This window comes from Uliginosibacterium sp. H1, from assembly GCF_036017065.1.
Taxonomy (GTDB): Bacteria; Pseudomonadota; Gammaproteobacteria; order Burkholderiales; family Rhodocyclaceae; genus Uliginosibacterium.
In genome coordinates, this window is record NZ_JAYXHR010000002.1 from 953165 (window position 1) to 979298 (window position 26134).

23 protein-coding genes are annotated in these 26134 nt (G+C 70.1%); 15 read left to right on the forward strand and 8 right to left on the reverse strand.

Translation table 11 applies throughout. The features are described 5' to 3' along the window. Position 1 precedes the first annotated feature (1 nt). Positions 2 to 391 carry a SirB2 family protein gene (locus VVD47_RS13945; protein ID WP_327604087.1) on the forward strand — a complete coding sequence of 130 codons (390 nt, stop codon included), beginning with the start codon at positions 2 to 4 and terminating at the stop codon, positions 389 to 391. Positions 392 to 406: 15 nt separating this feature from the next. On the opposite strand, the gene VVD47_RS13950 is transcribed toward VVD47_RS13945, so the two are convergent. Further along, complete coding sequence (locus tag VVD47_RS13950; protein ID WP_327604088.1) at positions 407 to 2599, reverse strand: putative bifunctional diguanylate cyclase/phosphodiesterase; 2193 nt, start codon at positions 2597 to 2599, stop codon at positions 407 to 409. 522 nt (positions 2600 to 3121) lie between these two features. Here VVD47_RS13950 and VVD47_RS13955 point away from each other — a divergent pair. The 6 genes from VVD47_RS13955 (at position 3122) to VVD47_RS13980 (ending at position 8354) form a co-directional block, all read left to right on the forward strand. Continuing rightward, positions 3122 to 3565 (forward strand): glycine zipper 2TM domain-containing protein, encoded by a 444-nt coding sequence (locus VVD47_RS13955; RefSeq protein WP_327604089.1) that lies wholly within the window; start codon positions 3122 to 3124, stop codon positions 3563 to 3565. Between the two features lie 238 nt (positions 3566 to 3803). Beyond that, on the forward strand, positions 3804 to 3962 hold the full coding sequence (locus VVD47_RS13960; protein ID WP_327604090.1) for a hypothetical protein: 159 nt from the start codon (positions 3804 to 3806) through the stop codon (positions 3960 to 3962). Positions 3963 to 4072: 110 nt separating this feature from the next. Continuing rightward, positions 4073 to 4531: a universal stress protein gene (locus VVD47_RS13965; RefSeq protein WP_327604091.1), complete on the forward strand. Its 459-nt coding sequence runs from the start codon at positions 4073 to 4075 to the stop codon at positions 4529 to 4531. Between the two features lie 33 nt (positions 4532 to 4564). Beyond that, positions 4565 to 5959, forward strand: a complete 1395-nt coding sequence (gene hemN / locus VVD47_RS13970; RefSeq protein ID WP_327604092.1) for an oxygen-independent coproporphyrinogen III oxidase — start codon at positions 4565 to 4567, stop codon at positions 5957 to 5959. Positions 5960 to 6053: 94 nt separating this feature from the next. Continuing rightward, positions 6054 to 6809 (forward strand): rhodoquinone biosynthesis methyltransferase RquA, encoded by a 756-nt coding sequence (rquA, locus tag VVD47_RS13975; RefSeq protein ID WP_327604093.1) that lies wholly within the window; start codon positions 6054 to 6056, stop codon positions 6807 to 6809. A gap of 210 nt (positions 6810 to 7019) precedes the next feature. Then, a complete protein-coding gene (locus tag VVD47_RS13980) occupies positions 7020 to 8354 on the forward strand; it encodes an MFS transporter (RefSeq protein ID WP_327604094.1) in 1335 nt (444 codons plus the stop codon). Positions 8355 to 8424: 70 nt separating this feature from the next. On the opposite strand, the gene VVD47_RS13985 is transcribed toward VVD47_RS13980, so the two are convergent. From VVD47_RS13985 to VVD47_RS14010, 6 genes are all read right to left on the reverse strand, one after another. Continuing rightward, complete coding sequence (locus tag VVD47_RS13985) at positions 8425 to 11292, reverse strand: ATP-binding protein (protein ID WP_327604095.1); 2868 nt, start codon at positions 11290 to 11292, stop codon at positions 8425 to 8427. Between the two features lie 130 nt (positions 11293 to 11422). Beyond that, complete coding sequence (locus VVD47_RS13990) at positions 11423 to 14215, reverse strand: ATP-binding protein (RefSeq protein WP_327604096.1); 2793 nt, start codon at positions 14213 to 14215, stop codon at positions 11423 to 11425. Positions 14216 to 14219: 4 nt separating this feature from the next. Continuing rightward, complete coding sequence (locus tag VVD47_RS13995; RefSeq protein WP_327604097.1) at positions 14220 to 16007, reverse strand: ATP-binding protein; 1788 nt, start codon at positions 16005 to 16007, stop codon at positions 14220 to 14222. Between the two features lie 486 nt (positions 16008 to 16493). Continuing rightward, positions 16494 to 17204, reverse strand: a complete 711-nt coding sequence (locus tag VVD47_RS14000) for a response regulator transcription factor (protein ID WP_327604098.1) — start codon at positions 17202 to 17204, stop codon at positions 16494 to 16496. A gap of 400 nt (positions 17205 to 17604) precedes the next feature. Then, positions 17605 to 18825: an MFS transporter gene (locus tag VVD47_RS14005; RefSeq protein WP_327604099.1), complete on the reverse strand. Its 1221-nt coding sequence runs from the start codon at positions 18823 to 18825 to the stop codon at positions 17605 to 17607. A gap of 142 nt (positions 18826 to 18967) precedes the next feature. Then, on the reverse strand, positions 18968 to 19867 hold the full coding sequence (locus VVD47_RS14010; protein ID WP_327604100.1) for a LysR family transcriptional regulator: 900 nt from the start codon (positions 19865 to 19867) through the stop codon (positions 18968 to 18970). 204 nt (positions 19868 to 20071) lie between these two features. Between VVD47_RS14010 and VVD47_RS14015 the strand changes: the two genes are divergently transcribed. The 3 genes from VVD47_RS14015 (at position 20072) to VVD47_RS14025 (ending at position 22523) form a co-directional block, all read left to right on the forward strand. Continuing rightward, entirely contained in the window at positions 20072 to 20821 is a 750-nt protein-coding gene (locus tag VVD47_RS14015) for an SDR family NAD(P)-dependent oxidoreductase (RefSeq protein ID WP_327604101.1), read from the forward strand. Between the two features lie 177 nt (positions 20822 to 20998). Further along, complete coding sequence (locus VVD47_RS14020; RefSeq protein WP_327604102.1) at positions 20999 to 21430, forward strand: organic hydroperoxide resistance protein; 432 nt, start codon at positions 20999 to 21001, stop codon at positions 21428 to 21430. Positions 21431 to 21539: 109 nt separating this feature from the next. Beyond that, positions 21540 to 22523 (forward strand): DedA family protein/thiosulfate sulfurtransferase GlpE, encoded by a 984-nt coding sequence (locus tag VVD47_RS14025; RefSeq protein WP_327604103.1) that lies wholly within the window; start codon positions 21540 to 21542, stop codon positions 22521 to 22523. 41 nt (positions 22524 to 22564) lie between these two features. On the opposite strand, the gene VVD47_RS14030 is transcribed toward VVD47_RS14025, so the two are convergent. Beyond that, on the reverse strand, positions 22565 to 22825 hold the full coding sequence (locus VVD47_RS14030) for a hypothetical protein (RefSeq protein WP_327604104.1): 261 nt from the start codon (positions 22823 to 22825) through the stop codon (positions 22565 to 22567). A 241-nt stretch (positions 22826 to 23066) separates the two neighbouring features. Between VVD47_RS14030 and VVD47_RS14035 the strand changes: the two genes are divergently transcribed. The 5 genes from VVD47_RS14035 (at position 23067) to VVD47_RS14055 (ending at position 26006) form a co-directional block, all read left to right on the forward strand. Continuing rightward, complete coding sequence (locus VVD47_RS14035; protein ID WP_327604105.1) at positions 23067 to 23318, forward strand: hypothetical protein; 252 nt, start codon at positions 23067 to 23069, stop codon at positions 23316 to 23318. Between the two features lie 46 nt (positions 23319 to 23364). Then, positions 23365 to 24384 (forward strand): metal-dependent hydrolase, encoded by a 1020-nt coding sequence (locus VVD47_RS14040; RefSeq protein WP_327604106.1) that lies wholly within the window; start codon positions 23365 to 23367, stop codon positions 24382 to 24384. Positions 24385 to 24503: 119 nt separating this feature from the next. After that, positions 24504 to 25082 carry a hypothetical protein gene (locus VVD47_RS14045; protein WP_327604107.1) on the forward strand — a complete coding sequence of 193 codons (579 nt, stop codon included), beginning with the start codon at positions 24504 to 24506 and terminating at the stop codon, positions 25080 to 25082. Position 25083: 1 nt separating this feature from the next. Further along, positions 25084 to 25584 (forward strand): DUF1648 domain-containing protein, encoded by a 501-nt coding sequence (locus VVD47_RS14050; RefSeq protein WP_327604108.1) that lies wholly within the window; start codon positions 25084 to 25086, stop codon positions 25582 to 25584. Between the two features lie 32 nt (positions 25585 to 25616). Further along, positions 25617 to 26006 carry a VOC family protein gene (locus VVD47_RS14055; RefSeq protein ID WP_327604109.1) on the forward strand — a complete coding sequence of 130 codons (390 nt, stop codon included), beginning with the start codon at positions 25617 to 25619 and terminating at the stop codon, positions 26004 to 26006. Positions 26007 to 26134: the final 128 nt, after the last annotated feature.

The window sequence follows — 26134 nt, forward strand, 5'->3', positions numbered from 1 at the left end:
GATGCTGGCCGAACACTACCTGACCATCAAGTCGGCCCACGTCGGGCTGGTGATGCTCAGTGGCAGCCTGTTCTTCCTGCGCGGCATCGCCGTGCTGTGCGGCCTGCGCTGGGCCATGCACGCCAGCGTGCGCTACACCAGCTACCTGATCGACACCGGGCTGCTCACCGCCGCGCTGATGCTGCTGGGCATCCTGCGCCTCAACCCCTTCACCCAGCCCTGGCTGCTGGTGAAGCTGGGCCTGCTGGTGGCCTACATCGTGTGCGGCAGCTACGCGCTGAAGCGTGCGCCCACGCCCGTGGGCAAAGCCGTCGCGTTCACGGCGGCGCTGGCCTGTTTCGTCACGATCTACCTGGTGGCGCGCGGTGCCTGGGGTGTGCGCGCCTGGTAGGTGGCGCCGCGCGGCTCAGGCGCTGAAGCGCTGCTGGGACGCGGAGCCGATGCGGTAGGCCTCCTCAAACTGCTCGGACGGCAGCGGACGGTTGAACAGGTAGCCTTGGGCTTCCTCACAGCCGGCCGCCTGCAGCGCCTGGCGCTGTTCCTCCGTCTCCACGCCCTCGGCAATCGTCTCCAGGTCGAATGCGCGTGACATGTCGAGCACCGCGCGGATCACCGAGGCGTCGCGCTCCGACTCCAGCATGCCCTGCACGAAGGAGCGGTCCATCTTGATGCGGGTCAGCGGATAGCGCTTCAGCAGGCTGAGCGACGCGTAGCCGGTGCCGAAGTCGTCGAAGGCCACGCCGACGCCGTAGTCGCGCAGGCGCTGGAAAGCCTCGACCACCAGCTCGTCATGATCCAGCGCGATGTTCTCGGTGATCTCCAGTTCCAGCGCCTGCGGTGGCAGGCCGTGGCGATCCAGCGCGGCGATGACTTCGTCGGCCAGCCGGCTGACGCGGAACTGCGCGCCGAAAAGATTCACGCCCATGCGGAAATCCGGCGCGCCGGCACGCCGCCAGCGCGCGGCCTGTGCACAGGCCTCGTCGAGGATCCAGGCGCCCACCGTGGCGGCCAGCGGGCCACCATCCAGCGCGGGCAGGAAGGCCGCCGGGGACAGCAGGCCACGCAGCGGGTGGCGCCAGCGGATCAGCGCCTCGGCACCGACCAGCGCACCGTCGTCGAGGCGGATCTGTGGCTGGTAGAACAGCACGAATTCGCCATCGGCCACCGCGCGATGCAGCTCCATGTTGTACAGGCGTCGTGCGGCGGCTTCCATGCGCAGGGCGGTGACGAAGGCGAAGGCCTGTCCGCCGCCGAGGCGCTTGGCCTGGAACAGCGCAAGGTCGGCGTTGCCGATCAGTTCCAGCGCCTCCTGTGCGTGCAGCGGGGCGACCGAGACGCCGCAGCTTGCAGCGACGTGCACCTCGTGGCCGTCGATGACGATGGGCCGGGCGATGTCCTGGATGACTTCCCGCGCCAGCGCCATGGCCTCGTCCGGCTCGGCCGCGGCGGTGAGCAGCAGCGCGAACTCGTCGCCACCGATGCGCGCCGCGATCCCCAGGTTGGCGACGAGCGCCTGCAGGCGATGCCCCACTTCGCTGAGGATGCCGTCGCCGACCACATGGCCGAGGGTGTCGTTGAGATCCTTGAAGCCGTCGAGGTCGATCATCACCACCGCGGCGGGTTGCGAGCTGGTCAGCGCGCGCTCGGTGCGGCGGTAGAAGCGGGCGCGGTTGGCCAGGCCGGTCAGCAGGTCGGTGCTGGCCATGCGGTGCAGCTCGCTTTCCTCCAGCCGGCGGGCGGTGACGTCCTGCAGGTGCGCGTTGAAGGTGAGGCGGCCATTCTCGCGCCAGCAGAACAGCGACAGGCCGAGCTGGAACTCCGTGCCGTCCTTGCGCACGCCGTGGGCCTCCACCGGCATCTCGATGCCGTCCACCGAGCCGGCGGCGACCGCGTGGGCCACCAGGTCGCGGAAGGCCTGGCGCTCGCGTTCCACCAGCAGGGTGTCGGCGCTGCGGCCCTGGCTCTCCTCCATGCCATGGCCATACATGCGGGCGGCGGCCTCGTTCCAGGCCACGATCCTGAGTTCCTCGTCGAACCACACGACGGCGGTCGGCGAGTTCTTCGCGAACTCCTCGAAGGGCTGGCGTGCCTGTTCGGTGGACAGCTCCACGCGGCGCAGCTCCAGGCGGTCGGAGGCCATCTTCGCCAGCTCGCGCAGGCGCTGTCGGTCCTCGGCGGAGAAATCATCGTGCGGCTTGCCGTCGATGATGCACAGCGCGCCCAGCGCATGGCCGTCCGGCGACAGCAGCGGCACCCCGGCATAGAAGCGCAGGTTGGCGTCGCCGGTGACCAGCGGGTTGTCGTGGAAGCGTTCGTCCAGGCGGGCGTCCGGCACCACCATGACGCCGTCCTGCGTGATGGCGTGGGCGCAGAAGGACACGTCGCGGCCCATGTCCACCTCGCCGACGCCGACGCTGGCGGCGAAGAAGACGTGGTCGTTGCCGATCATGTTCACCGCCGCGACCGGCATGTTGAACATGCGCGCGGCGATCTGTACCACCGGGTCCAGGCTGGGCAGGGGTCTGTCCGGGCCGAGGCCGTAACGCGATAGTGCGACGAGCCGCTCCTTCTCGGTCGCCATGGCGGGGGGACACTTCATTGCGATCCTCCGGGGTCTTGTTTTCCTGCCTCCTGAGCGTCGGGCATGAAGCAGCCCGCCGAAGTTCCCGCGGGGCGCGAGTGCGCCCGGTGCGGAGTCACGCCCTTCCGGCATGTGAAATCTACGGCGAGCAGCGCGCGACTCTGCATGGTGATGACGCGGGCATCGCTTCTGCCGATCCGCTGGAAGTCCCGCGCCACGGGGCTTGCGAGGCCGCACTTCCCTTATGGGCAGGTTGGCTGCCCGCGCAGCCATTTATGCCGGTCATGGCAACGGCGAGGACAGCGTCGCGCGGCCTGCGGGCGGTCCCGGGCTGCCGGTGTGCGCGTCGCCGTGTAGGACGGACTTACCTGCCCCGGTCAGCACTGTCTCTTGTTGCGCCTGGGGCGAAACCCTCGCGCATCGGCCTTCTCCAACCAACGTGTGCGCCGACCCGTGAGGCTGGCCCCGCCCCTCACCGGGGCTCCCCTGCACGGGCTCGTGCGCACAACCACACCGACAATCGAGAATCAGGAGACCGTCATGCGTAACAGGCTTCTCAGCAAACAGTTCGGGGCTGCGATCATTGCGTCGTCCGCCATTTTCATCGGCGCCTGCGCCACGCCCACCGGCCCGGCAGTGGCCGCCAGCCCGGGTAGCGGCACGGTGCAGTCCATCGAGATGGTGCAGGAGGATGCCCGCAACGGCGTCGGCCTCGGCACCGTGGCCGGCGCCGTCATCGGCGGCGTGCTCGGCAACCAGATCGGCGAGGGCAGTGGCAACACCGCCGCCACCATCGCGGGTGCGGCCGGTGGCGCCTACGCGGGCAACCGCATCGAGAACAGCCGTCGCCAGCCGTCGGACGCCTACAAGATCACCGTGCGCATGGACGGCGGTGGCTACCAGTCCGTCGTGCAACGCTCCGCCACCGGCCTCAGCGTCGGCGACCGCGTGCGCGTCGGCAACAACAGCGTGACCGAGTACTGATCCTCCCGGATCGGCTACCCGGCGCCGCGATACGCGGCATCGCTGAAGAAGGGCGGCCTGCCACGCAGGTCGCCCTTCTTTCTGCTCTTCTCTTCCCGTGCCTCCTCGCTTCGCGCAGGGGCGCTTGCCGTTATCCGCCCGCACGGTGAAAGCAGCGCGCCGCGTGATGCTGGCGGAAGAGGCCCTGCGCCATCACCTGCACGCCAGGACTGGTTGGAATGTCGGATGAGTGAAGTCGATGGATCAGGCGCAGCAGGGCGGAAAGACCTCGCGTGGCAAGGCGCAGCGCGTCTGCTTCGCGCCCGGTATCGACATCCACGCGCTGGACGACGCGTCACGCCGCATGGGGGTGTCCGGCGCGCCCACGCGTGGCCATCAGGCCTGTTGCTGGCGGTAATACCAACATGAATGACGGCCCCCGGCGGCGCTTGATCCGTATCAACACGGGGGCAGAGGCGGGCGCCTAGGCTACGTACATGGAAAACGAGCACAAAGAGGAGGCTCACCATGTACAAGCATCTGTTGGTGCCCACAGACGGATCTGAATTGTCCCACGCGGGCGTACTCGAGGCGGCGCAACTTGCCGCCAACATCGGCGCACGCGTTTCCCTGCTCTACGTCCAGCCGGCCCCGCCCAAGCTGCCGCGTGGCGAAGCGGTGATGGTCGACATCTACAAGCAGGACTTCCTGCGCAAGACTGCCGCCGAAGCCAACGTCATCCTGAGCGAGGCACGTGCGGCCGTCGAGGACGCCGGTGTCGAATGCGACGTGTGCACCGCGATCAGCGACGAGCCCTGGCAGGACATCATTGCCACCGCCCGTCACGAGTCCTGCGACCTGATCGCCATGGCCTCGCACGGTCGCAGCGGCATTGCCGGCCTGCTGTACGGCTCGCAGGCGCAGAAGGTGCTGACGCACTGCGCCACGCCGGTTCTGGTACTGCGGCCGCAAGCGGCCATCCACTGAGGACGCGCCGTGAGAACCAGGGCGGATGTCCCCGTGACGGCGTCCGCCCCGGTGGCGGAGCTTCCACTGTCGCTGTTGCGGCAGTTCGATGTGCCGGGGCCGCGCTACACGTCTTACCCGACGGCTGACCGTTTCATCGAGGCCTTCGACAGCGAGGCGCTGGAGAGCTGGCTGCATGCACGCCGCCTCGGCACGCCGTCGCCGCCGGCCGGGGTGTACGTGCATGTGCCGTTCTGCGCGTCGCTGTGCCACTACTGCGCGTGCAACAAGATCATCACGCGTGACTACAGCAAGGGCGTCGCCTACCTGGACGACCTGCGTCGCGAACTGGACATCTACCGTCGCCTGCTCGGCAATCACCTGCCGGTGTCGCGCCTGCACCTGGGTGGCGGCTCGCCGACCTTCCTGGACGACGAATCCCTGCAGCGGTTGATGACGATGCTGGGCGAGCACTTCCGCCTGGACCCGGACGGCGAGCACTCCATCGAGGTGGACCCGCGCACCGTGGATCGCGACCGCGTGCATGCGCTGGCGAAGATGGGGTTCAACCGCATCAGCTTCGGCGTGCAGGATTTCGATGCCGACGTGCAGCAGGCGGTGCATCGCGTGCAGTCCACCGAGCAGGTGTTCGCCGTGGTGCATGCCGCCCGCGAGGCCGGCTTCCGCTCGGTGAATGTCGACCTCATCTACGGCCTGCCGCGGCAGACGCTCGCCTCCTTCGCCAAGACCCTGGAGACCCTGCGCACGCTGCGCCCGGACCGCGTCGCGCTGTATGGCTACGCCCACCTGCCGGCGCGCTTCAAGCCGCAACGCCGTATCGACGCGGCCGAGCTGCCCGACGGCGAGAACAAGCTGAAGATGCTGCACCAGGCCATCCTGCTGCTGCAGGACGCTGGTTACGAGTACATCGGTATGGACCACTTTGCGCTGCCGGAGGACTCGCTGACGCTGGCGAAGCGCCAGGGCCGCCTGAAGCGCAACTTCCAGGGCTACACCGACCAGCCGGACGGCGACCTCATCGGCCTGGGCGTATCAGCGATCGGAAAGATCGGCCCCACCTACAGCCAGAACGCCCGCACGCTGAGCGAGTACCGCGAGCTGCTGACCCAGGGACGCCTGCCGGTGATGAAGGGTATCGAGCTGAACGCCGAGGACCTGATGCGCCGCGCCATCATCATGGCGCTGATGTGCCAGGGCTGCCTGTCCTTCGAGGCCATCGAGGTGGCCCACCTCGTCGACTTCCACCGTCACTTCGCGCACGAGATGGCCGAGCTGCGCGCCTACCGCGACATGGGGCTGGTGGAGATCGATGACGAATGGATCAGCGTGACGCCGCAAGGCTGGTATGTGGTGCGTGCCATCGCCATGGTGTTCGACCGTCATCTGCAGCATGCACAGGACAGGGTGAAGTTCTCGCGCGTGCTGTAGGGCTGCGTATTGGCGCCGCGGGTGACGATGCCCGCTGCAAGGAATCCGTAACGACTGAAGGAAGATGATGCAGTTTGCTGCCAACGAAGCGACAATGAAGTCGCCCTATACAGAAGCCCACGACATTGCCCATGCCCGCGCACTTGCCGGAACCACCAGCGCTGCCCGCGACGCCGCCAACGATCCGGACCTGCCCGGCTACATGAACGAGGTCTACGACTGGGCCTACGTCAGCCCGCGCAACGTCCGCTGGCTGGACCGCAACATCGTGGTGAAGACCCTGCTGTTCGGCAACGACCAGCGGCTCATGCGTGCCTACCTGGAGCGCATCCGCCCCGGCATGCGCGTGTGGCAGGTGGCCCACGTCTACGGCGACCTGGTGCGCCGCGCCGCGCAACGGGTCGGCCCCGATGGCGACTTCGTGCTGACCGACGTGACGCCGGTGCAGCTGCGCCATGCGCGCCGCAAGCTCGACGACCTGCCCTGGGCGCAGACCGAGTGGGCCGACGCCGCCAGCTTCCGCACACCCGGTAAATGCGACCTGATTTGCAGCTTCTTCCTGCTGCACGAAGTGCCGGACGCCTGGAAGCAGCGCATCGTCGACAACATGCTGGCGCAACTGCCGGAGGACGGCGAAGCCCTGTTCGTGGATTACCACAAGCCGGCCTGGTGGCATCCGCTCAAGCCGGTGCTCGCGGTGGTGAACCGCCTGCTGGAGCCCTTCGCCCACGCCGTGTGGAAGAACGAGCTGTCCTATTACGCCACCTACCCGCAGGACTACGTGTGGGAGAAGCGCACGGTCTTCGGTGGGGTGTACCAGATCCTCAGCGTACGTCGTCGCAAGGTCTGAGGTAGGCCGTCGGCAGCAGCGCATCGCTGCCGGTCGGCCGTCTCTGCCTTAGGGAACAGGCGGGCCTGCCTCCTGCGGCAGGTGGGGCGCTAGGCCGGGTGCGTGTTGGCGGACGCGGCGCAAGTCGCTAGCCTTGCGAGGCCAGGACCCTGCACGGCGCGGTTGCGCTGCGTACATCGCGATGACGTGCAGGGCGCTACAGGAGCCCTCATGCCCGCCTCCGCAGGTCCCGCCACCGGCGCGACGAGTGATCTCGTCGCGCGCCTCGACCGCCTGCCCCTCACCCGCATGCACCTGCTGGTCATGGTGGTGTGTGCGGCCGGCTTCGCCTTCGACCTGATGGAGATCGCGCTCGGCAGCGTGATGTCCGCGGTGTTCTCCGCGCCGCCCCACGCGGTGGGCGCGACACAGCTGTCCTGGCTGCTGGCGGCGGTGTACATCGGTGCCGTGGCGGGTGCGCCCCTGCTGGGTCGCCTCGCCGATCGCGTCGGCCGGCGCGTCTGCCTCAGCGGCGTGCTGCTGTTGCTTGCGGTGTCGTCCTTCGCCGCCGCGGCCAGCCCGGACGTGTTCTGGCTGACGGTCTGCCGCGTCATATCCGGCATCGCGCTCGGCGCCTTTCCGCCGCTGATGATCGCCTACCTCACCGACCTGCTGCCGCCGCTGAACCGCGGCAGGCTCATCTTCGTGGTCGTCGCTTTCGCTTCGCTGGGGCCGCCGCTGGGCGTGCTGATGGTGCGTGCGCTGATGCCGGTGCAGCCGCTGGGCATCGACGCCTGGCGCTGGGGCCTGTTCGTCGGCGGCGTGGGCGCCCTGGTCGTCGCCGCACTGTTCCGCCGCCTGCCCGAGTCGCCCCGCTGGCTCATCGCGCAGGGGCGCGAGCAGGAGGCGCTGGCCGCGGGCGGGTGGTTCCTGCGCTCACGCCCCTTGCGCGCTGCGGGCGCCTTCACCCGGCTGGTGCCGCCGCCTACGGAAATGGCGACAGGGCGTGGCCGCCTGTCGCTGGTGGCGGCGCTGTTCTTCCTCAGCCCGTGGTCCACGGTGGCCTTTCCCCTGCTCAGCGGCGCGCTGCTGGTGGGCAAGGGCTTCCGCCTGCAGGATTCGCTGCTCTACGTCGCCTTCTCCTCCTTCGGCCCGGTCGTCGGCACGCTGGCGGCGGCGCTGGTGGTGGACCGCATGGAGCGGCGTGTCGCGATGGCGCTCTGCGCAGTGGCCATGCTGGCGTCCGGCTGGCTCTTCATCACCTGGGACAGCCCGGGCGGGCTGGTGGCGGCGAGCATCCTGTTCTCGCTGTTCGGCGCGCTGTACGTGCCCTCGATCAACGTCTACGGCGCCGAGCTGGTGCCCACCCGCGGGCGCGCCGCGGCGATTGCCGGCTGCTGGGCGCTGAACCGCCTGGGGGCCGCCATCGCACCCTTGCTGCTGGTGCCGCTGCTGCGCAACAGCGGGCCGCAGACGATGTTCGTGGTGATCGCGGCCTCGCTCATCGCCACCCTGGCCTTGCTGAGCATCGCCCCGCGCGGCGCCGCCCGCCAGGCCGTGGCCTGATCTCCCGCACTCCGCGTGCGTTCGGCACGCGTCCTGCGCGGGGCGTCGTCGCTGCCGCGGGCGGCGGCCGTCAGGGCGCCAGCATGGTGAGCAGCGTCTTCGCGCGCTGCAGGTCCTCGGTGTCGAAGCCTTCAGTGAAGCCTGCCAGCACCGGGGCCAGCAGGGCGGCGCCTTCCGCGTTGCGGTCCTGCCGCTGCCTGAGCCGCGCCTGGCTCATCGCGGTGCGCAGCATCCAGCTGCGGGCGGATTGTTCAGTTGCCATCGTCATCGAGCGCCGGAACCAGGTCTCGGCGGTGGCTTCCGCGTCCGCCGTGGCGAGGATGCCGTGCTCGTTGTCCAGCACCGCCTCGCCATGCAGGCGCATGGCCTCCGGCCCGCACCAGGCCACCAGCCCGTCTTCCACCCGGCACAGGGTCTCGGCGCCGGGGTAGGTCTCGCTCAGCGTGAACATCATGTCCTGCTGGATGCCCGTGGCGGCGGACAGACTGTCCGCGCGCCCCTGGCGCAGGTCCAGCACCTCGGCGTAGCGGTGCCCCCAGCTCAGCCAGTAGGCCTGCTGGTGTTCGGTGCAGTGGGCGATCAGCCACTGCACGTGGCGGGCTGCCCCTTCATCGTCGCCGCTCCACATCGCCACCGGGATGACGCCCAGTGCCAGCACCTGGCACAGCGCGGCGTTGCGGTCCTGCAGGGCGTACTCGATGCTCTCCTCCGCGGTCTGCCGCGCCTGTTCCGGGAAGCCCTCCATCCACTGCGTGCGCGCCAGCAGGATGCGCATCGAGCAGCGCACGTCGATGGGGCCGGGCAACATGCTGAGCGGGTACTTCACGCGCGGGTGCGCCAGCACCGCCGCCACCATCGAGCGACAGGTGGCGTGGTGGGCCAGGAAGTGGTGCGCCTGCGCCAGGCTGCGCAGGCCGACGAAGCTCACCAGCGGATCGTCCAGCTTGCCGCCGCACTCGCACAGGCGGGTGCCCAGCCGCAACGCGGTCGGGTAGTCGCCACCGACCATGGCGACGACCCAGTTGCCCAGCAGGGGCAGCACGAGGTGGCGCGGATCACCCACCTGGTAGGCCAGCTCCAGCGCATGGCGGGTCCAGCCGATGGCGATCCTGGGGTCGCCGTTGCTCTGCTGCGTGAAGTCGCCCAGCAGGCTGCTCAGGCGCAGTTCCAGCACCGGCGAGCGCGGCACCAGGCTCGCCTCCACCTCGACGGCCTTCTCCAGCCGGCCGCGGAATTCCGCGACCAGCGAAAACTGTTCGACGATGGGCGCGGCGTCGGCGCTGATCTCCACGCCGAGGCGTGCGTCGCCGTCCGGCGAGAAGCACCAGTCCAGCGCCGCGCGGATCTCGTCGAGCAGCAATCCGTAGCTGGCACGCCAGGATGCGGGTGTCATGCCGGCCCAGTCCGGCTCGGCGTTCAGCACGCGGCGATGCACGTGGCGGGCATGGCGGCGCAGGGTCTCGTCGTGGTCTGCCTCGTCGGCCAGCTTGGCGAAGGCGTACTCGCGCGTGGTCTCGAACAGGTGGTAGTGGATCAGTTCGTCGAGGACCTCGATGGCCAGCAGGGATTTCGCCGCCAGGCTTACCACCAGCGCATCCGTCTCCGCCCTGCCCATCGCGGGCAGGCCCGCCACCGTGGCGGCCGCCTCCAGCGTGAAGCGGCCGCGGAATGCGGCCAGCCGGTGCAGCATCGCCTGCTCGTCGGTGCTCAGCAGGCGGTAGCTCCAGTCCAGCGCGGCGCTCAGTGCCTGGTGGCGTCCCAGGCTGTAGCGCGTGCGGCGGGTCACCTGCAGCAGGTGGGCGCGAATCTGCTCGAGCAGTCCATTGACACCCAGGTGCTCGATGCGCGCCGCGGCCAGTTCGATGGCCAGTGGAATGCCGTCCAGGCGACGGCAGATGTCGACGACCGCGGCGGTCTCGGCGTCCGTCAGGGCGAAGCTGCCGACGCTGCCGCTGGCACGCTCGACGAACAGGCGGACCGCGGGGTACTGCATGGCCTCCGCGGCGGTGAGCGTCGACTCGGCGGGGGGCAGCGCCATCGGCCCGATGGCGTGCAGGTATTCACCCTTGATGCGCAGGGGCGCGCGGCTGGTGGCCAGCAGGTGCAGCCCCTCCACCGCGCGCAGCAGGAAGGCGGCGGCGCTTGCCGCTGCGCCCAGCAGGTGTTCGCAGTTGTCCAGCACGACCAGGACGCGCTTGCCCCCCAGGAAGTCCACCAGGCTGTCGAGCGGATTGTCCTTCACCGCGTTGACGCCCAGCACCTGGGCAATGGCGCTGGGCAACAGGTCCGCGCTGGCCAGCGGGGCGAGGTCCACGAAGCCGATGCCATCGGCAAAGCAGGGCGCCGCCCGGCGGGCCACCGCGATCGCGATGGAGGTCTTGCCGATGCCGGCCGGCCCGGTGACGGTGATCAGGCGCTGGTCCATGGTCCGCAGCGTCAGCGTCGCGATGGCCTCTTCGCTGCCGATCAGCGGGTAGGGGCGCTGCAGGGGAAAGCCGCGGAAGACCACCCCGTCCGTGGTGGTGACATCACCGGTCTCCACGCGCGCGGTGAAGCGGTAGCTGCCGTCGGCCAGGGTCTCGATGCACGGAGCGGGAGGCGTCGGGGCCGTCGACACCGCCTCGCGCAGGCAGTCGTTCAGCGCCGCCACGTGATCGGCGATGGTGAGCTGTTCCGCCGGCAGGTCCGGCCAGACCTCCGCGAGGATGGTTGCGCCCGCCACCGGCCGGCCGGCGTGGCGCACCAGCAGGACCAGCAGGTCGATGGTGCGGCGGCTCAGGTGCAAAGGCCGCTGTTCATCGAGCAGCAGGCGTTGCGACGGAAACAGCCGGAAGCGCCGGAACCTGATCGGCCGGTCGCTCGCCTCGCCGTGCGCCGGCGCGTTGCGCGAGTTGCTCGTGTTGTTCAGGGCGCCGCGGTCCGGCTCACCGGTGCTCATGCGCAGCGGCCCGTGGCGGCAGGAGACGGGGAGGAGTCATCCGGCAATGAACGAGCCGGAGAGGAACGAGCCGGGAAGGAACGGGGACGAACAGGGCGCATGGAGGTCGGCGGCGTGAGCACGCGGGGCATCAGGCGGCCAGCGTGGCGAGCAGCGCCCGCGCGGCCTGCACGTCGGGGCCGCCCTGGCCATCCTCGCAGCCGGCCAGCAGTGCCGACAGGCTTGCACGGGCTTCGCCGGCCTGGCCCTGCGCGGCCTGCAGGCGCGCCAGGCTGCAGGCCGCACGCAGGCTCCAGGTGTTGGCCGACTGCCGGGAAGCGAGCGCGAGCGCCCGCCTGAACCACTGCGCCGCCACGGCCTGCGGGTCCCCTTGCCGGTCGTCGCCGGAGCGCAGCACCGCCTCGCCTTGCAGGCGGAATGCCTCCGGCGCGCACCAGCCCACCTTGCCGCGCTCGATGCGTGCCAACGTCTCGGGCGACGGGGTGTGACCGCAGTAGGTGAAGAAGGCGTCGCGCAGGAACGGGTGCGTCGGCTCCTCGTAGGGAATCTCGCCGGCGCGCGTGCGCAGCGCCGCCTGCAGGGTCTGCCCCCAGGAGATCCAGTAGGCGAGCTGGAAGCGCGTGGCGTGCGCGACGAGGTGGTCGGTCAGGTGGCGGGCCGTGGCGTCGTCGTCGTTCCAGATCAGGATCGGGATCAGGGCCAGGCCGAGCACCTGGCACAGGGCGTAGGCGCGATCGTCGCTGGCGAAGCCGGCGGCCTCCTCGGCAAGGTGCAGCGCGCGCTCGGGAAAGCCCTGCATCCATGCCGAGCGGGCCTGGATGATGCCCATCGCGCAGCGGATATCCACCGGTGCGGAAAGCTGGTCCAGCCCCTTCGTCTCGCGCATCGCGAGTGCCCAGCCGGCCAGGCGTTGCGCTGCGAAGTGCTCGCCGAGGAAGTGGCGGCACTGGGCTTCGATGCGCTTGGCGAACACCACCGTCGGGTCATGCTGCGCGCTGCGGCCGAAGGCGTACATGCGTTGCGAGGTGTGCAGTGCGGTCAGGTAGTCCGCGCTGCTGAAGGATGCGACCCAGCGCGACAGCAGCGGCTCGAAGAAATGGCCCGCCTGTCCCAGCTTGCTGGCGAGCAGGCAGGCCCGGTCGACGGCGGCATCCAGGTCTTCGGCGCGGCCGAGCTGCTGGGCGGCGGTGGCCAGCATGCTGGCGAGCTGCAGCTCCATCACCGGCTCCGGCGGGTCGAGCTGCACCACGGCCTCCAGGGCCGCCTCCATGCGCTCCAGGAACTCGGCGTGCAGCGCGAGGCGCTGGGCCAGCAGGCGCGCGGCGATGGTCAGCGCCACCGCGTCGTGCCGGTTGCCGGTGGGGGACAGGCCCCAGTCCAGCGCACTGCGCACGTCGTCCATCAGCGGCAGGTAGCGCTTGCGCCAGTCGGGCAGGCTGCAGCTGCCGGCGTCGCGGTCCGCCACTGCCAGCCGCTGGCGGCAGTAGTCCATGTGGCGCTGGAAGACCTGCCGGCAGTCGTTGTCCTCCAGCAGCTTGGCGTAGGCATACGCGCGGGTGGCCTCGAACAGACGGTAGTGTGCGACGTCGTCGCGCAGCGCGACGCTGAGCAGGGACTTGGCGGCGAGGCTGGCCACCAGGCCGTGCGCCGTGCCGCTGTCGAACCTGTCGTCGCCCGCCACGGTGGCGGCGGCGTCCAGCGTGAAGCGCCCACGAAACACCGCCAGCCGGCTGAGCATGGTCTGCTCGTCCGCCGACAGCAGCCGGTAGCTCCAGTCGAGTGCGGCGCTCAGCGCCTGCTGCCGGTCCGAGCGCGCACCGGTACTGCGCGCCAGCCGCAGCACGCGCTCACGGATCTCCCGCAGCAGGCCCTGGATGCCGAACTCCTGCAGGCGGGCGGCGGCCAGTTCGATGGCGAGCGGGATGCCGTCGAGCCGCAGGCAGGTCTCGGCCACGGCGGGGGCGTCCGCATCGACGAGGGTCTGCAGGCCGGTGTCCCGTGCCCGTTCCATGAACAGGCGCACGGCGTCGTAGCGCAGCGCGCTGGCCGCACTCAGGTCGGCCACTTCCGCCGGCAGCGCCAGCGGCGGCACGCGGAACAGCTGCTCGCCGTGGATGCGCAGCGGCTCGCGGCTGGTGGCCAGCACGGTCAGGCCGGGCGCCGCCTGTACCAGCAGCTCGGCGAGATGCGCCGCTTCGCTGATGAGGTGCTCGCAGTTGTCGAGCACGATCAGCAGGGACTTGTCGCGCAGGAAGGACACCAGGCTGTGCTGCGCATCGCCGCTGGCATACGGCACGCCCAGGGTGGCGAGCAGGGCGCTGGCCATCCGCTCCGGTTTCTCCAGCGGTGCCAGATCGACCAGGCAGGCGCCGTGGGGCAGCGCCGGGCCGCGTGCGTGCGCCGCGGCCAGCGCCAGCGAGGTCTTGCCGATGCCGGCCGGCCCCACCAGCGTGAGCAGCCGGTGCTGCGCCAGCCGGGCGGACAGCGACGCCAGCACCTCGTCGCGACCGATGAGTTCCCTGGCCGGTGCCGCGGGAAGCTGGGCGTGCCACGGCGGCGGCTGGTCGCCGGCTTCGAAGCGGACCGGGCCGGTGTAGCGGGCGCTGTCCGCCGTGGTCTCGATCCACGATATGCCGTCGTGCTGGCGCAGGCAGGCATGCAGCGCCAGCAGGTGGCCGTCGAGCACCTGGTCGGTGACGGAGCGGGCGCCGTCGTTCCAGACGCGTGTCAGCAGTTGCTGGCGCGGCACCGCCTGGCCGGCGCTCTCTACCAGCACCAGCAGCAGGTCGATGGCGCGGCCGTTGAGCGGCTGGCGCTGCCCGTCCTTGTGAAGCGCGCGCAGGTTGGGGAACAGGCGGAAGGCGCCCAGTTCGACGTGGCCACCGAAACTGCCGCTCCCCAGCTTTGCTTGCCCGGCCTCCACCTGCTCACTCCTGCGGTGGACCGCTGCGCGCCATCAGTTCGGCCAGCTCGGCGTCGGCCTTGCGGACGGCCGAGATCTGCCCGCGCGGTGCCGCAGCGTTGGCGCGGTCCAGCCACTGGCGGTACTCGCCGAGCAGGGCGTGGTGGCTGGCGAGGCGCAGGGCCATGACGGTGAGGTGCACCGCGAGGGCCGGCTGGCCGGCGGGCGAATGGGCCCACTCCAGCGCGGCGCGCACGTCGTCGATGTTGCAGCAGGCCGCGGCCGCATCGGTGTCGCCGGCAATGCTCAGCTGGTCGCACAGATGCTCGGCGTAGCGACGCATCACGCGGTCGCGCTCCGGGCGCTCGGCCAGCTTGTAGGCGGCGTAGGTGCGGGTGATGTCGAGCAGGTAGTAGCGTGCCTCCGGGCCGCTGGTCTCGGCGATCAGCAGGGACTTGTCGGCCAGGCCCATCAGGCAGCCGAGGATGTCGTGGATGCCGTCGCGCGGCCCGGCCGCGACGGCCTCGGCCGCCTGGATGTTGAAGTCGCCGCGGAACACCGACAGACGCAGCAGCACCAGCTGCTCCTGCGCGGTGAGCAAGTCGTAGCTCCAGTCGAGCAGGCCCTGCAGGGTGCGGTGGCGCGACTGGGCGGTGCGGCCGCTGGGGGTCGTCAGCAGCAGGCGGTTGGTCAGCTTGGCCACCAGTTCGTGCACGCCGAAGACATCGACGCGTGCGGCCACCAGTTCTATCGCCAGTGGCACGCCGCCGAGGCGACGGCACAGCTCGCCGACCGCCGGTGCGTTGCCATCGGTGAGCTGGAAATTCCCGAGCACCGCCTCGGCCCGTTCGACGAACAGCTGCACCGCCGGGTAGGCCATGGCGCGGCTGGCGGTCAGGAAGGGCAGGTCGGGTGGCATTTCCATGGACGGCAGGCGGCGCACCCGTTCGCCGTCCGCGTGCAGCGGCTCGCGGCTGGTGGCCAGCACCGTGACATCGGGGGCCTGCCGCAGCACTGCCTCCACCACCAGCACGGCGGCCTCGACGACGTGCTCGCAGTTGTCGACCACCAGCAGGACCTGCCGCTCGCGCAGGAAGGCCAGCACGGCGTCCAGCGTCCGCGCCTGCATCGATTCCTGCGCTGGTTCCTGCACCCGCTCCTGCGCCGACGCTGCCAGGCCCGGCAGGCCGAGGGCGGTCTGCAGGGCCACCACGACCTGCGAGGCTTCGTCGATGGTGCTGAGGTCCACGAAGCACACGCCGTCGCGCTGCGCGGCGACCAGCGATTCCGCCACCGCCAGCGCGACCGTGGTCTTGCCGATGCCGCCCGGTCCGACCACCGTCACCAGCCGGGCGCGTGGCAGCTCCGCACGGATAGCGGACACGATGGCGTCGCGCCCGATCATGCGGGTCAGGCGCAGCGGCAGGTGACGCATCGCACTGCGCATGGCCGGCACCGGCAGGGGCGGCGGCGCGGGCATGCGCTGGCTCTGCCGCAACACCGGGGCCACGAAGCAGTAGCCGCGGCCCGCCACGTTGGCGATGTAGCGGGCGCCCTGCTGGCCGTCGCCGAGGATCTTGCGCAGCGTCGAGATGTGGACCCGCAGGGCGTTGTCTTCCACCACCGTGGTGGGCCAGACGGCGGCCATCAGGCTGCGCTGGTCGACGATCTCGCCGGGCTGTTCCAGCAGGGTGACGAGGATGTCCAGCGCCCGCGCGCCGACGCGCAAGGGCTGGCCGTCGCGCACGAGCTCGCGCTGCGTGCGCCGCAGCTCGAACGGCCCGAAGATGAGGATGTCATCGTCGTCACGCACGGCGCTGGCCTTTCACGGCGGCAATGCCGTGGCGCAGGCGGCGCTTCTCTGGCGCAAGACTGTGCCTGCCTTCAGGGCTTGCGTCCGGAAGTGCGCGAAGAACCGTGCGAGCGACTGCGCAAATAACTGTGCGAAGGACTGCGCCAACCTGTGCCATGCCTGCCGCCGGAGGAGTGACCTTGCGGTGGATTGTGCAGCCGGTGGCGCCGTCGCGCACCAGCGCGTGGGACGGCCGTCCGCGACGGGCACGCCCGGCCGTCGCCCTGTCGCCACGGCGACGGACACCGGCCGTTGCAGGGAACGGCGTGCAGGGATGCAGCAGGCGTCTCGCGTCGGCGGGCGTGGCGGAGGTGGCGGGCGTGTTGCGGCCGCGGCTCACGAAGGCATCCCGCGCGACGGACTTGATCGTCGGGCGGGCCATGCTTGGCGGTTCATGTCGGTGGGCTGATGTTGTTGTTATGGTTTCAGGGGGAAGCGGCCCGCATCTTATGCCGCGATGGCGGGCAGCCCGAATCCGCGTGAAGCCGCTGGCGCGCGCGCGGCCCCCGCGGCGGTCTCGTCCAGCGTCTGCGTTCCCGCCAGCATGCCGCGCTTGACGGCGATGGAGGCGGCTTCCGTGCGCGAGCTGGCCTGCAGCTTTTCCAGGATCGCCCGCACATGCGACTTCACCGTGCCGACGGCGATGCCGAACTCCTTGGCGATCGACTTGTTGCACAGGCCCTGCGTGATGAGGCGCAGCACGTCCGCCTCGCGCGAGGTGAGCGCCCCATAGATCAGGCTGTCGGCCAGTCGTTGCGCGATGGCCGGGCTGATGTAGCGGGCACCGCGGCTGACCGTGCGGACCGCGTCGGTCAGCTCCGCGGGCCGGCAGTCCTGCAGCAGGTAGCCGTGCACGCCGCGTTCGACGGCGAGGCGGATCTCGTACTCGGTCTGGCGGCTGCTGATGATGACCACGCGCATGCCTGCCTGATCCTGGCGTCGGCCTTCGCGGGGCCGCGCCAGGTATTCCAAGGCGGAGCTGTAGTCGGTGAGCAGCAGGTCCGCGTGCGGCCGGGCGGTGGCCTCGGCCATCGACCCCGGCGTGGTGGCGACGTGAAGGTCGATCCCCGTCTGATCCGTCAGCAGGTAGGCGAGACCTGCATTCATGACCGGATCGCGATGGGAAACCAGCGCCGTTGTCTTGGCAGAGGACGGCATGGCAACTCCTTGTTCTGTGTGGGGTAGAGCGCTTCGGTTGCTGGGCGGATCGCTACGGCGGCGATGAATATATTTTCGGGAACAGAACGATTACCCGCCAGTTAATCGATGCTAAGCCTCGGGTGTGCGGAAAGGCCGTCTGTAAGTGTCTTGTAAGACACAACCTACAAATCGCAGCCGTCGGACCAGCGTCGATTCCGATGCAGGAATCCGCGCAAGCATTTGTTCGACATGGTGAAATGGCGGGGCGGCCGTGGCCGATGGCGGGTCCCGTCCGGGTGCCGTCCTGTAACAATCCGGCGGGGTGGTCGTACGACCGGCTGGCGTGTATGACCACCCTCCCGGACGCGTGCCGGGGCAAGCGCTTAATCGGCTGGCTGGCGACTCGTCCGTCGCCGACTCACGCCTGGCCGGACCCGTGACGCGTGTCGTCCGGCAGCGCAGGCAGCCATCGAAGCACCAGCACCGCCAGGAAGATGATCGACGCCGTCATGGCCGCGAGGGGTACCAGGCCCGCGGTGATGAAGGGTGCCACCAGCGCGGTGCCTGTCGAGGCGGTGAACAGCACCGCGAGCACCACCAGCGCGGAGCCGCGCGAATCGTCGCCATGCGCGGCCACCACGGCACGGTGGAAGCCGGTGGGGCCACGCAGGCCCAGCCCGATGTTGAGCACCGCCGAGGGCGCGATGATGACAAGCGGATTGCGCCCGCCGAGCAGCGCGTACAGCAGGATCAGCGCCGCGCCGCAGGCCGCCAGCAGGGTGCCCGTCCAGATCAGCCGCTCCGCGCCGAGACGCGGCAACAGGCGGCCGGACAGGTTGGCGGCGAGGATGAAGAAGCTGATGCCGCAGATCTGCAGCACGATGAAATCACCCAGTCCGCCGCCCAGCGCCACCACGATGACCGCCGGCGCGCCGAACACGAAGACCAGCAGGCCGCCGAGCACGAAAGCCTGGCTCAGCGCGTAGCGCAGGAACACCGGGTCGCGCAGCAGCACCGCATAGCCACCGGCGCGACGGGCTGCGCTGCCGGCCGGCAACAGCGGGTGGCAGACCGCGATGGCCAGCGCCAGCAGTACGGCCAGCACGGTCACCAGGTGGAAGGAAGCCTGCCAGCCGAAGTGCAGCAACAACCATGCGCCGAAGATGGGCGCGAGCGCCGGGGCCAGTGCCTCGATGCTGCCGAGCAGCCCCAGTGCGCTGACCGCCTTGTCATGCGTGAACAGCCGGTTGATGAAGCCCGGCGCGAACACCGCGCCGGCGGCGCAGCCCAGGCCCTGCACGAAGCGCAGGCCGATCAGGACTTCCATCGTCGACGCCCGCGCGGCGAGTTCCGAGCACAGCGCGTAGACCAGCAGCGATGCGACCAGCAGCCGGCGTGGATCGAAGCGCGCCCCCAGTTCGCCGAGCAGCAGCAGGCCGCAGGCCGTGCCGGCCACGTAGGCCGCGATGACGAGCTGCGCCAGCGCGGGCGTGCCGCCCAGCACACGCGGCAGACTGGGCACGGCCGGCAGCACCAGGTCGATGCCGGCAATGCCCAGCATGGTGGCGCTGACGATCAGCAGGAAGGCGAGGGTATTACGGCGCGAGGCGAAGCCTGCGGGGGAGCTGCTCGGAGACATGGGTGGTGCAGGTGTGGTGCAGGTCTGGCGTTTTTTCCGCTTGTGGCGAAGGACGCTGACCGTCTGATCGTGTCGGGGCCGCGCATGGTAGCAGAGCGTTCCGCCACGCCGTCGCGGGAGCCGTTCGCGTCTGCCGCGAGGATCAGTCCAGGCGCCCGAACAGCGCCACCGCCCAGTCGATGAATGCGCGCAGCCTCGCGCTCAGGTGGCGGTTGGGCGGGTACAGCAGGTGCACCTCGTGGGGCGCGTGCTGCCAGTCCTGCAGGATGGGCACCAGCGCGCCGCTGGCGATGTGCGGCGCGGCGAGGAAACGGAAGGTCTGCCCGACGCCCAGTCCGGCGAGGATGGCCGCGAGGTGCGCGTTGCTTTCGTTCACGCTCAGCACGGCCGGGCCGTCCAGCTCGAAGTGATCGTCGCCGCGGCTGAAGTGCATGGGCAGCACGCGGCCGCTGCGCGCCGAGAAGTAGTTGATCAACCGGTGGTCCTCCTGCAGCTGGCGCGGATCGTCCGGCGTGCCGAAGCGTTCGAGGTAGGCCGGCGTCGCGCAGGTGACCCAGGCCAGCCGGGCGAGGCGGCGCGCCACCAGCGACTGGTCGTTCAGTGCGCCACCGCGGATCACGCAGTCCACGCTCTCGCCGATGAGGTCCACGCGGCGATCACTGACGCCCAGGCTGAGCTGGATGTCCGGGTAGCGGGCATGGAAGTCCGGCAGTGCCGGAACCAGCAGCACGCTGGCCAGCGAGGAGCCGATGTCCACGCGCAGCCTGCCGCGTGGCCGTGTCTGCGCGCGGGTCAGGCCGGCGTCGATGTCGTCCAGTTCGCCGAGCAGGCGCGCGGTGTGCTCGTAGTAGGCGGCGCCTTCCGGCGTCACCGTCACGCGGCGCGTCGTGCGTTGCAGGAGCCGGGCGTGCAGGTGCGACTCCAGGCCCTGGACCAGCTTGGTGACGGTGGCCTTGGGCATCTGCAGCGAATCCGCCGCGCGCGTGAAGCTGCCCGTCTCGACCACGCGGGCAAAGACGCGGATGGCCTGCAGTTGGTCCATGTGCGGTTTCCTTTCCGGGGGCGTGACGGTGTCGCGGCCTTCGGTCGTCGCCGTGGTGATTGGCGCGGGCGGCTGGTCGCGATTATTCCCGTATGGAAACAATGAAGCCACCGCCAGCGGATTTATCGCCCGCGGCCCGCTCCCTACAGTGCCCTCACGCCGCAAGCAGGCGGATGAACGGATGCACGGACCAAGGAGCGGATCATGAGCAAGAGACTGGCAGGCAAGGTGGCACTGGTGACGGGCGGGTCGCGCGGGATCGGCGCGGCCATCGCGCGGCGTCTGGCGCAGGAGGGCGCGCAGGTGGCGATCAGCTACGCCGCCTCGGCGGACAAGGCGCAACTGCTGGCGAGCGAACTGGAGCGCCACGGCGTGCGCGCCGCGGCCTACCAGGCCGACCAGGCGGACGCCACGCAGGTGAAGCAACTGGTGGACGGCGTGAAGCGCCGCTTCGGCCGCCTGGACATCCTGGTGAACAGCGCAGGAGTGTTCGCGATGGGCCCGGTGGGCGAGCCGGTGGCCGACCCGGCTGCGCTGGAGCGCCAGTTCGCCGTCAATGTCGGTGGCGTGGCGGCGGCCGTGCGCGCTGCTGCGCCGCTGATGGCCGATGGCGGCCGCATCGTCACCATCGGCTCCGGCCTGGCGAGCGCGACACCCTGGGCCGGCATCGCCGACTATTCCGCCACCAAGGCCGCGGTGGCGGCGTACGGCCGGGGCTGGGCGCGCGACCTGGGGCCGCGCGGCATCACGGTGAACACCATCCAGCCCGGCCCGGTGGACACCGACATGAACCCGGACAGTGGCGACTTCGCCGAGCTGCAGAAGCGCACCACCGCGCTGGGCCGCTACGGCCGGCCGGAAGAGATCGCGGCCGCGGTGGCCTTTCTGGCCAGCGACGAGGCCGCCTTCATCACCGGCGCGACGATCGACGTCGATGGCGGCTTCAACGCCTGAGCGGGCAAGCCGCGGACCGCTGCAGGAATGCCGGTGGTCTAACTCTTCCGGCAGGTGACGAGGGGGGCGATCCCGGCGCATAGTCGCCGGCGGTTGCCCTGTCAGCCGTACCCGGACGGCATGTTCCGCACTGCCGGCCCGGCCCTCCGCCAGATTCACTCCAGTCGGGAGAACGCCATGAAAGCCATGAAGACCCTTTACACCGCCCGTGCGAAATCGACCGGTGGCCGCGAAGGCAAGTCCGCCACCGATGACGGCAAGCTGTCGCTGAACCTGTCCGTGCCGAAGGGGCTGGGCGGTGACGACGGCCCGGGCACCAACCCGGAGCAGTTGTTCGCCTGTGGCTATTCGGCCTGCTTCCTCGGTGCCCTGCGCTTCGTGGCCGGCAAGGCCGGCGTGGCGGTGCCGCCGGAGGCCAGCGTCGCCGCGGCGGTGAGCATCGGCGCGCGCGACGACGGCAGCGGCTTCAGCATCGAGGCGGCGCTGACCATCACCGTGCCGGGCGTGGAGCGCGCCACGGTGGAGAAGCTGGTGGAGCAGGCGCACATCGTGTGCCCGTACTCGGATGCCACGCGCGGCAACATCAAGGTGACGCTGACGGTGGCCTGACGCCGTCGGAGGGTTGATCGGGGCGATCGTCAAAACCGATCGGTGGATGCGGTAGGCTCGCGCCATCCCTGCCTGATCCCTGCCCAACCGCCGCTCACGCCCCGCTGCCATGGATGCCCTGATCCGCCTCTTCGACCAGCACGGCCCGCTGCTCGTCTTCCTCAACGTCTTCGTCGAGCAGCTGGGCGCGCCGGTGCCGGCCGTGCCGACGCTGATGGTGGCCGGTGCGCTGTCGGTGGACGGGCGGGTCGCCTGGCAGTCGGTGCTGATCCTCGCGGTGCTGGGTTCCAGCCTCGCCAACTTCGGCTGGTACCTTGCCGGCAAGCGTTACGGCACCCGCGTGCTGGGCGTGATGTGCCGCATCAGCCTGTCGCCGGATGCCTGCGTGCGCCGCACCTCCAACGCCTTCACCAGGTGGGGCGTCATGGCGCTGCTGGTCGCCCGCTTCGTGCCGGGCCTGTCCGCGATCTCCTCGCCGATGGCGGGCGCGCTGGGTTTCAAGGCGGGACGCTTCATCTTCTTCGACACCCTGGGCACCACGCTGTGGGCCGGCAGTGCCATTGCCGCCGGCGCGCTGCTGCACCGGCAGGTGGACGCGGTCATCACCGCGCTGTCGGACATCGGCGGCTGGGCGCTGATCATCCTGCTGGCGGTATTCGTGCTGTACATCGCCTATCGCTGGATCGAGCGCCAGCGGCTGCTGCGCTTCGTGCGCGCGCACCGCATCGGGGTGGAGGAACTGCATGACATGGTGGAGCAGGGCCATGCGCCGGTGATCGTCGACGTGCGCTCCGCCGCCACGCGGGCGGGTGACGCCCGCCGCATTCCCGGCGCGCTGGAGGCCGAGCTGGACGAGGTGCAGACCCTGCTGGCGCACGTGCCGCCGGATCGCGACATCGTGTTCTACTGCAACTGCCCCAACGAGGCCTCCGCCGCGAATGCCGCATTGCGCCTGCAGCGCATGGGCTACACGCGGGTGCGCCCGCTGCTGGGCGGGCTGGATGCCTGGGACCTGCTCGTGGAGCGGCGCCGTGCGCCGCGGCGGGCGGACGACCTGGCAGGCCCGGCGGCGACGCTCACCCCGGAGGGCTGAGCCCCGTCGCCGGTGAGCCGCCTGGTGCGGGTCGGGCGTGCCTAGTGCGGGCCGGGCGTGTACAGGTCGGTATCGCCGCCGGCATTCGGCGTGCTGCCACCCGCCGGTTCAGCCTCGCTGGCTTCTTCCTGCAGGGTCTTCAGCATGTCCCAGGCGAACTCAACGCTCGCCCCCGCGCTGATCAGGCGACCGCCGCTGGCCTGGCCGGCCATCACGTTGTCCATCTCGTCGACGTAAGCCTGGACGGCGATCTTCCACAGGTCGTACTGCTGGCGCAGGCGCGCATTGTGCTGTTCGTTCATGGTGTGTCTCCCGGATGAGATGGCCCGCTTCACGCTAAGGCGCTGGCGATGCGCCGCCTAGCCCCGGGTGGCGGAAAGCGGCGTGGGATTCTGCCTACGCCTGCCGGGGCGGTTTTTCAGTAAGCTCACGCCTTGTGCCGCCGAGGCAGGGCGGCGAGCACGACGGCCGGTGTGAGCATCCGCCGTTCCCCATCCCCCACCTACCCCTGCCGCGATCCCCAAGCCCGGAGAACCGAAGTCCATGAAGACCCTGACCGTCCGCATCACCGCCGAGCTGCAGATTCCCGATGACTGGGAGCTGGTCGAGCACGCCTCCGGCATGACCGTGCTGAAGATCGGCGATCAGTTCGTCGACTTCGACATCACGCCGCTGGCCACCACGCAGGACGACCCGGACGCCGAGTGGAGCGACGACGACCAGGGCCTGGTGGGCGAAGTGCTGGACTGCGTGACCGGCCTGGATGCCGACCTGGATCTCGCGTATCACCAGTAATCACCACCCGTAAGCCACCGGGGGCGCATCCACTCGCCCCGCTTCCATGGATTCCGTTTCCCAGTTCGCGCTAGGCGCGGCCGTCGGCGTCGCCACCATGGGGCGCCGCACCGCGCCGTGGAAGGCCGCGCTCGTCGGTGCGGTGTGCGGCACCCTGCCGGACCTCGATGCCTTCATCGATCACGGCGACCCGGTCAGCAACATGACGCTGCACCGGACCGAGAGCCACGCGCTGTTCTACCTCACCCTCCTGGCCCCCGCGCTGGCGTGGCTGGCCGACCGCGTGTGGCGCGGCCCGGCCGGTGAATCCCTGTTCCGCCGCTGGTGGCTGGCGGTGTGGCTGGCGCTGATCACCCATCCGCTGCTGGACCTGATGACGGTGTACGGCACCCAGCTCGGCCTGCCGTTCACCGACCATCCGTACGCGGTGGGCAGCATGTTCATCATCGACCCGCTGTACACGCTGCCGCTGCTGGTGGGCCTCGTCGCGGTGCTGTCCTGGCGCGACGCGCGCGGCCTGCGCTGGAACGCGGCCGGTCTCGCGCTCAGCACCCTGTACCTCGCGTGGAGCGCGCTCGCCCAGCATCACGTGCGCGGCGTGGCGGAGGAATCCCTGCGCGCGCAGGGGCTGGACGCCGGCCATGTGCTGGTGACGCCCACCGCCTTCAACACCGTGCTGTGGCGGGTGGTGGCCATGGGCGGCGACACCTATCGCGAAGGCTTCTATTCCCTGCTCGACGGCGGGCGGGCCATCCGCTTCGACAGCTTCCCGCAACACGACGCGCTGCGCGCCAGCCTGGCCGACAGCCCCTACCTGCGCCGCGTGGTGTGGTTCAGCCACGGCTTCTACGCCATGCGTGAAGACGACGGCCGCGTGCTGGTGAGCGACCTGCGGATGGGGCAGGAACCGCATTACAGCTTTAACTTCGTGGTGGCACAGCGGCAGGGCGACAACCTGCAGCCGGTGACGCCCGAATGGATCAGCCGCCGACCCGACATCCGTAGCGGGCTGGCGTGGATCTGGCAGCGGGCGCGCGGTGACGCCGTGCCACCGCCCCGGCAATGAAGGCGGGGCCGCACACAAGAAGAACCACAAGCAAGAACAACAAGAACAGCGCCACAAGAAATGATGCGACAGAGACAACTACAACTTCCTCTACCACATCGCAGAACAGGCAACCCACGATGCACAGAACCTTCACCGGGGCAGACACCGACGCCCGCTTCCCCCGTATCACGCCCGATTCCACGCATGACTCCACCCGCTGCGCCCGACCCTGGCGCAGTGCGCTGCTGGTCGCCGCCATCGCCGTGCTGGCGGCCTGCGACAGGCCCGCACCCAGCGCCCCCACGCTGACGGCCGAGGGCTTCGAGAAAGCCCGTTTCGGTGCCAGCGCCACCGAGGTGGCCGCCGCACTGGGCGAGGCGCTGCCGGCAAACGCGGCGACGGCCGCCTGCACGCAGGTCCGCTTCAAGGCCTACCCCGGCCTGCTGTTCATGGTGGAGAAGGGCCGCATCACCCGCGCCGACGCCGATGCCGGCGTGAAGAACAGCGCTGCCGTGGACCACGGCATGCTGCAGGCCGACGTGATCACCAAGCACCCGCGCATCGAGGTCTGGCCGCACAAGTACGACGAGAAGGCGCATGTGCTGGTGCTCGCCGAAGAGCACGGCGTGTTCGTCTTCGAAGAGAAGGAAGGCCGCATCAGCGCCGTGCGCGCGGGCGTGCGTCCGGCGGTGGAATACGTCGAGGGGTGCTCCTGACATGCGTTTCGACGGGCAGGGCCGCCGCTTCGCGCTGGCCTGCATCGCAGCGGCCGGCTTCGTCGCCCTCACGACGCCGGACCTGCCCGCAACCGTGGCCACCCACTTCCGCATGGACGGCACGCCCGACGGCTACCTGTCGCGGCGCGCCTACGCCATCGGCGCCCTGCTGCTGGTGGCGCTGTTGCCGGCCCTGCTGGCCGTGCTGGCGGGCCTGCTCGGCCGCCTGCCCGACGCGCTGATCAACCTGCCGCACCGGCAACACTGGCTGCACCCGGAGCGCCGCGAAGCGTCCATCGGCTTCCTGGCCGGCCTGTGCCGCTACTTCGCCGCGACGCTGCTGCTCTTCCTGTGCTTCGTGCATGGGCTTATCGTGATGGCGCACCGGCAACAGCCGCCCCTGCTGGACACGGGCAGCCTGCTCATCGCCGCCGGCGTGCTGCTGCTGGCGATCGCCGCCGGTGTCATGCTCATGCTGAGGCGCTTCCGGCATCCGGCCTGAGGCCCGCCCCGCCAACCCAGGAGGTCCGCGCCATGAAGATCACCACGTTCCTGATGTTCCAGGGGCAGGCGGAAGCCGCCATGGTGTTCTACCTGTCGCTGTTCGAGCGCTCGCGCATCGCCTCCATCCGTCGTTACGGCCCCGGCGAGGCCGGCAAGGAAGGCAGCGTGCAGGTCGCCATCTTCGAGCTGAACGGCGAGCCGCTGATGTGCATCGACAGCCCGGTCGCCCAGCCCTTCACCTTCACGCCGGCCATCTCGCTGTTCGTGTCCTGCGACGACGAAGGCGAGGTCGACCGCCTGTTCGCCGCGCTGGCCGAAGGCGGCCAGATCAAGATGCCGCTGCAGGAATACCCCTTCGCCCGCCGTTTCGCCTGGGTGCAGGACAGGTTCGGCGTGTCCTGGCAACTCAACCTGCGCTGACCGCGTCGGCGCCGCCAGCAGCCAGCGTGCCCGGCCAACGTGATAAGGTTGGCCGCAGGTTTTTGTGAAACCTTAGTAAGCCAACTTAGCAAGCCAACATCGGGGCCTGGGACAACGACGTCCGCCAC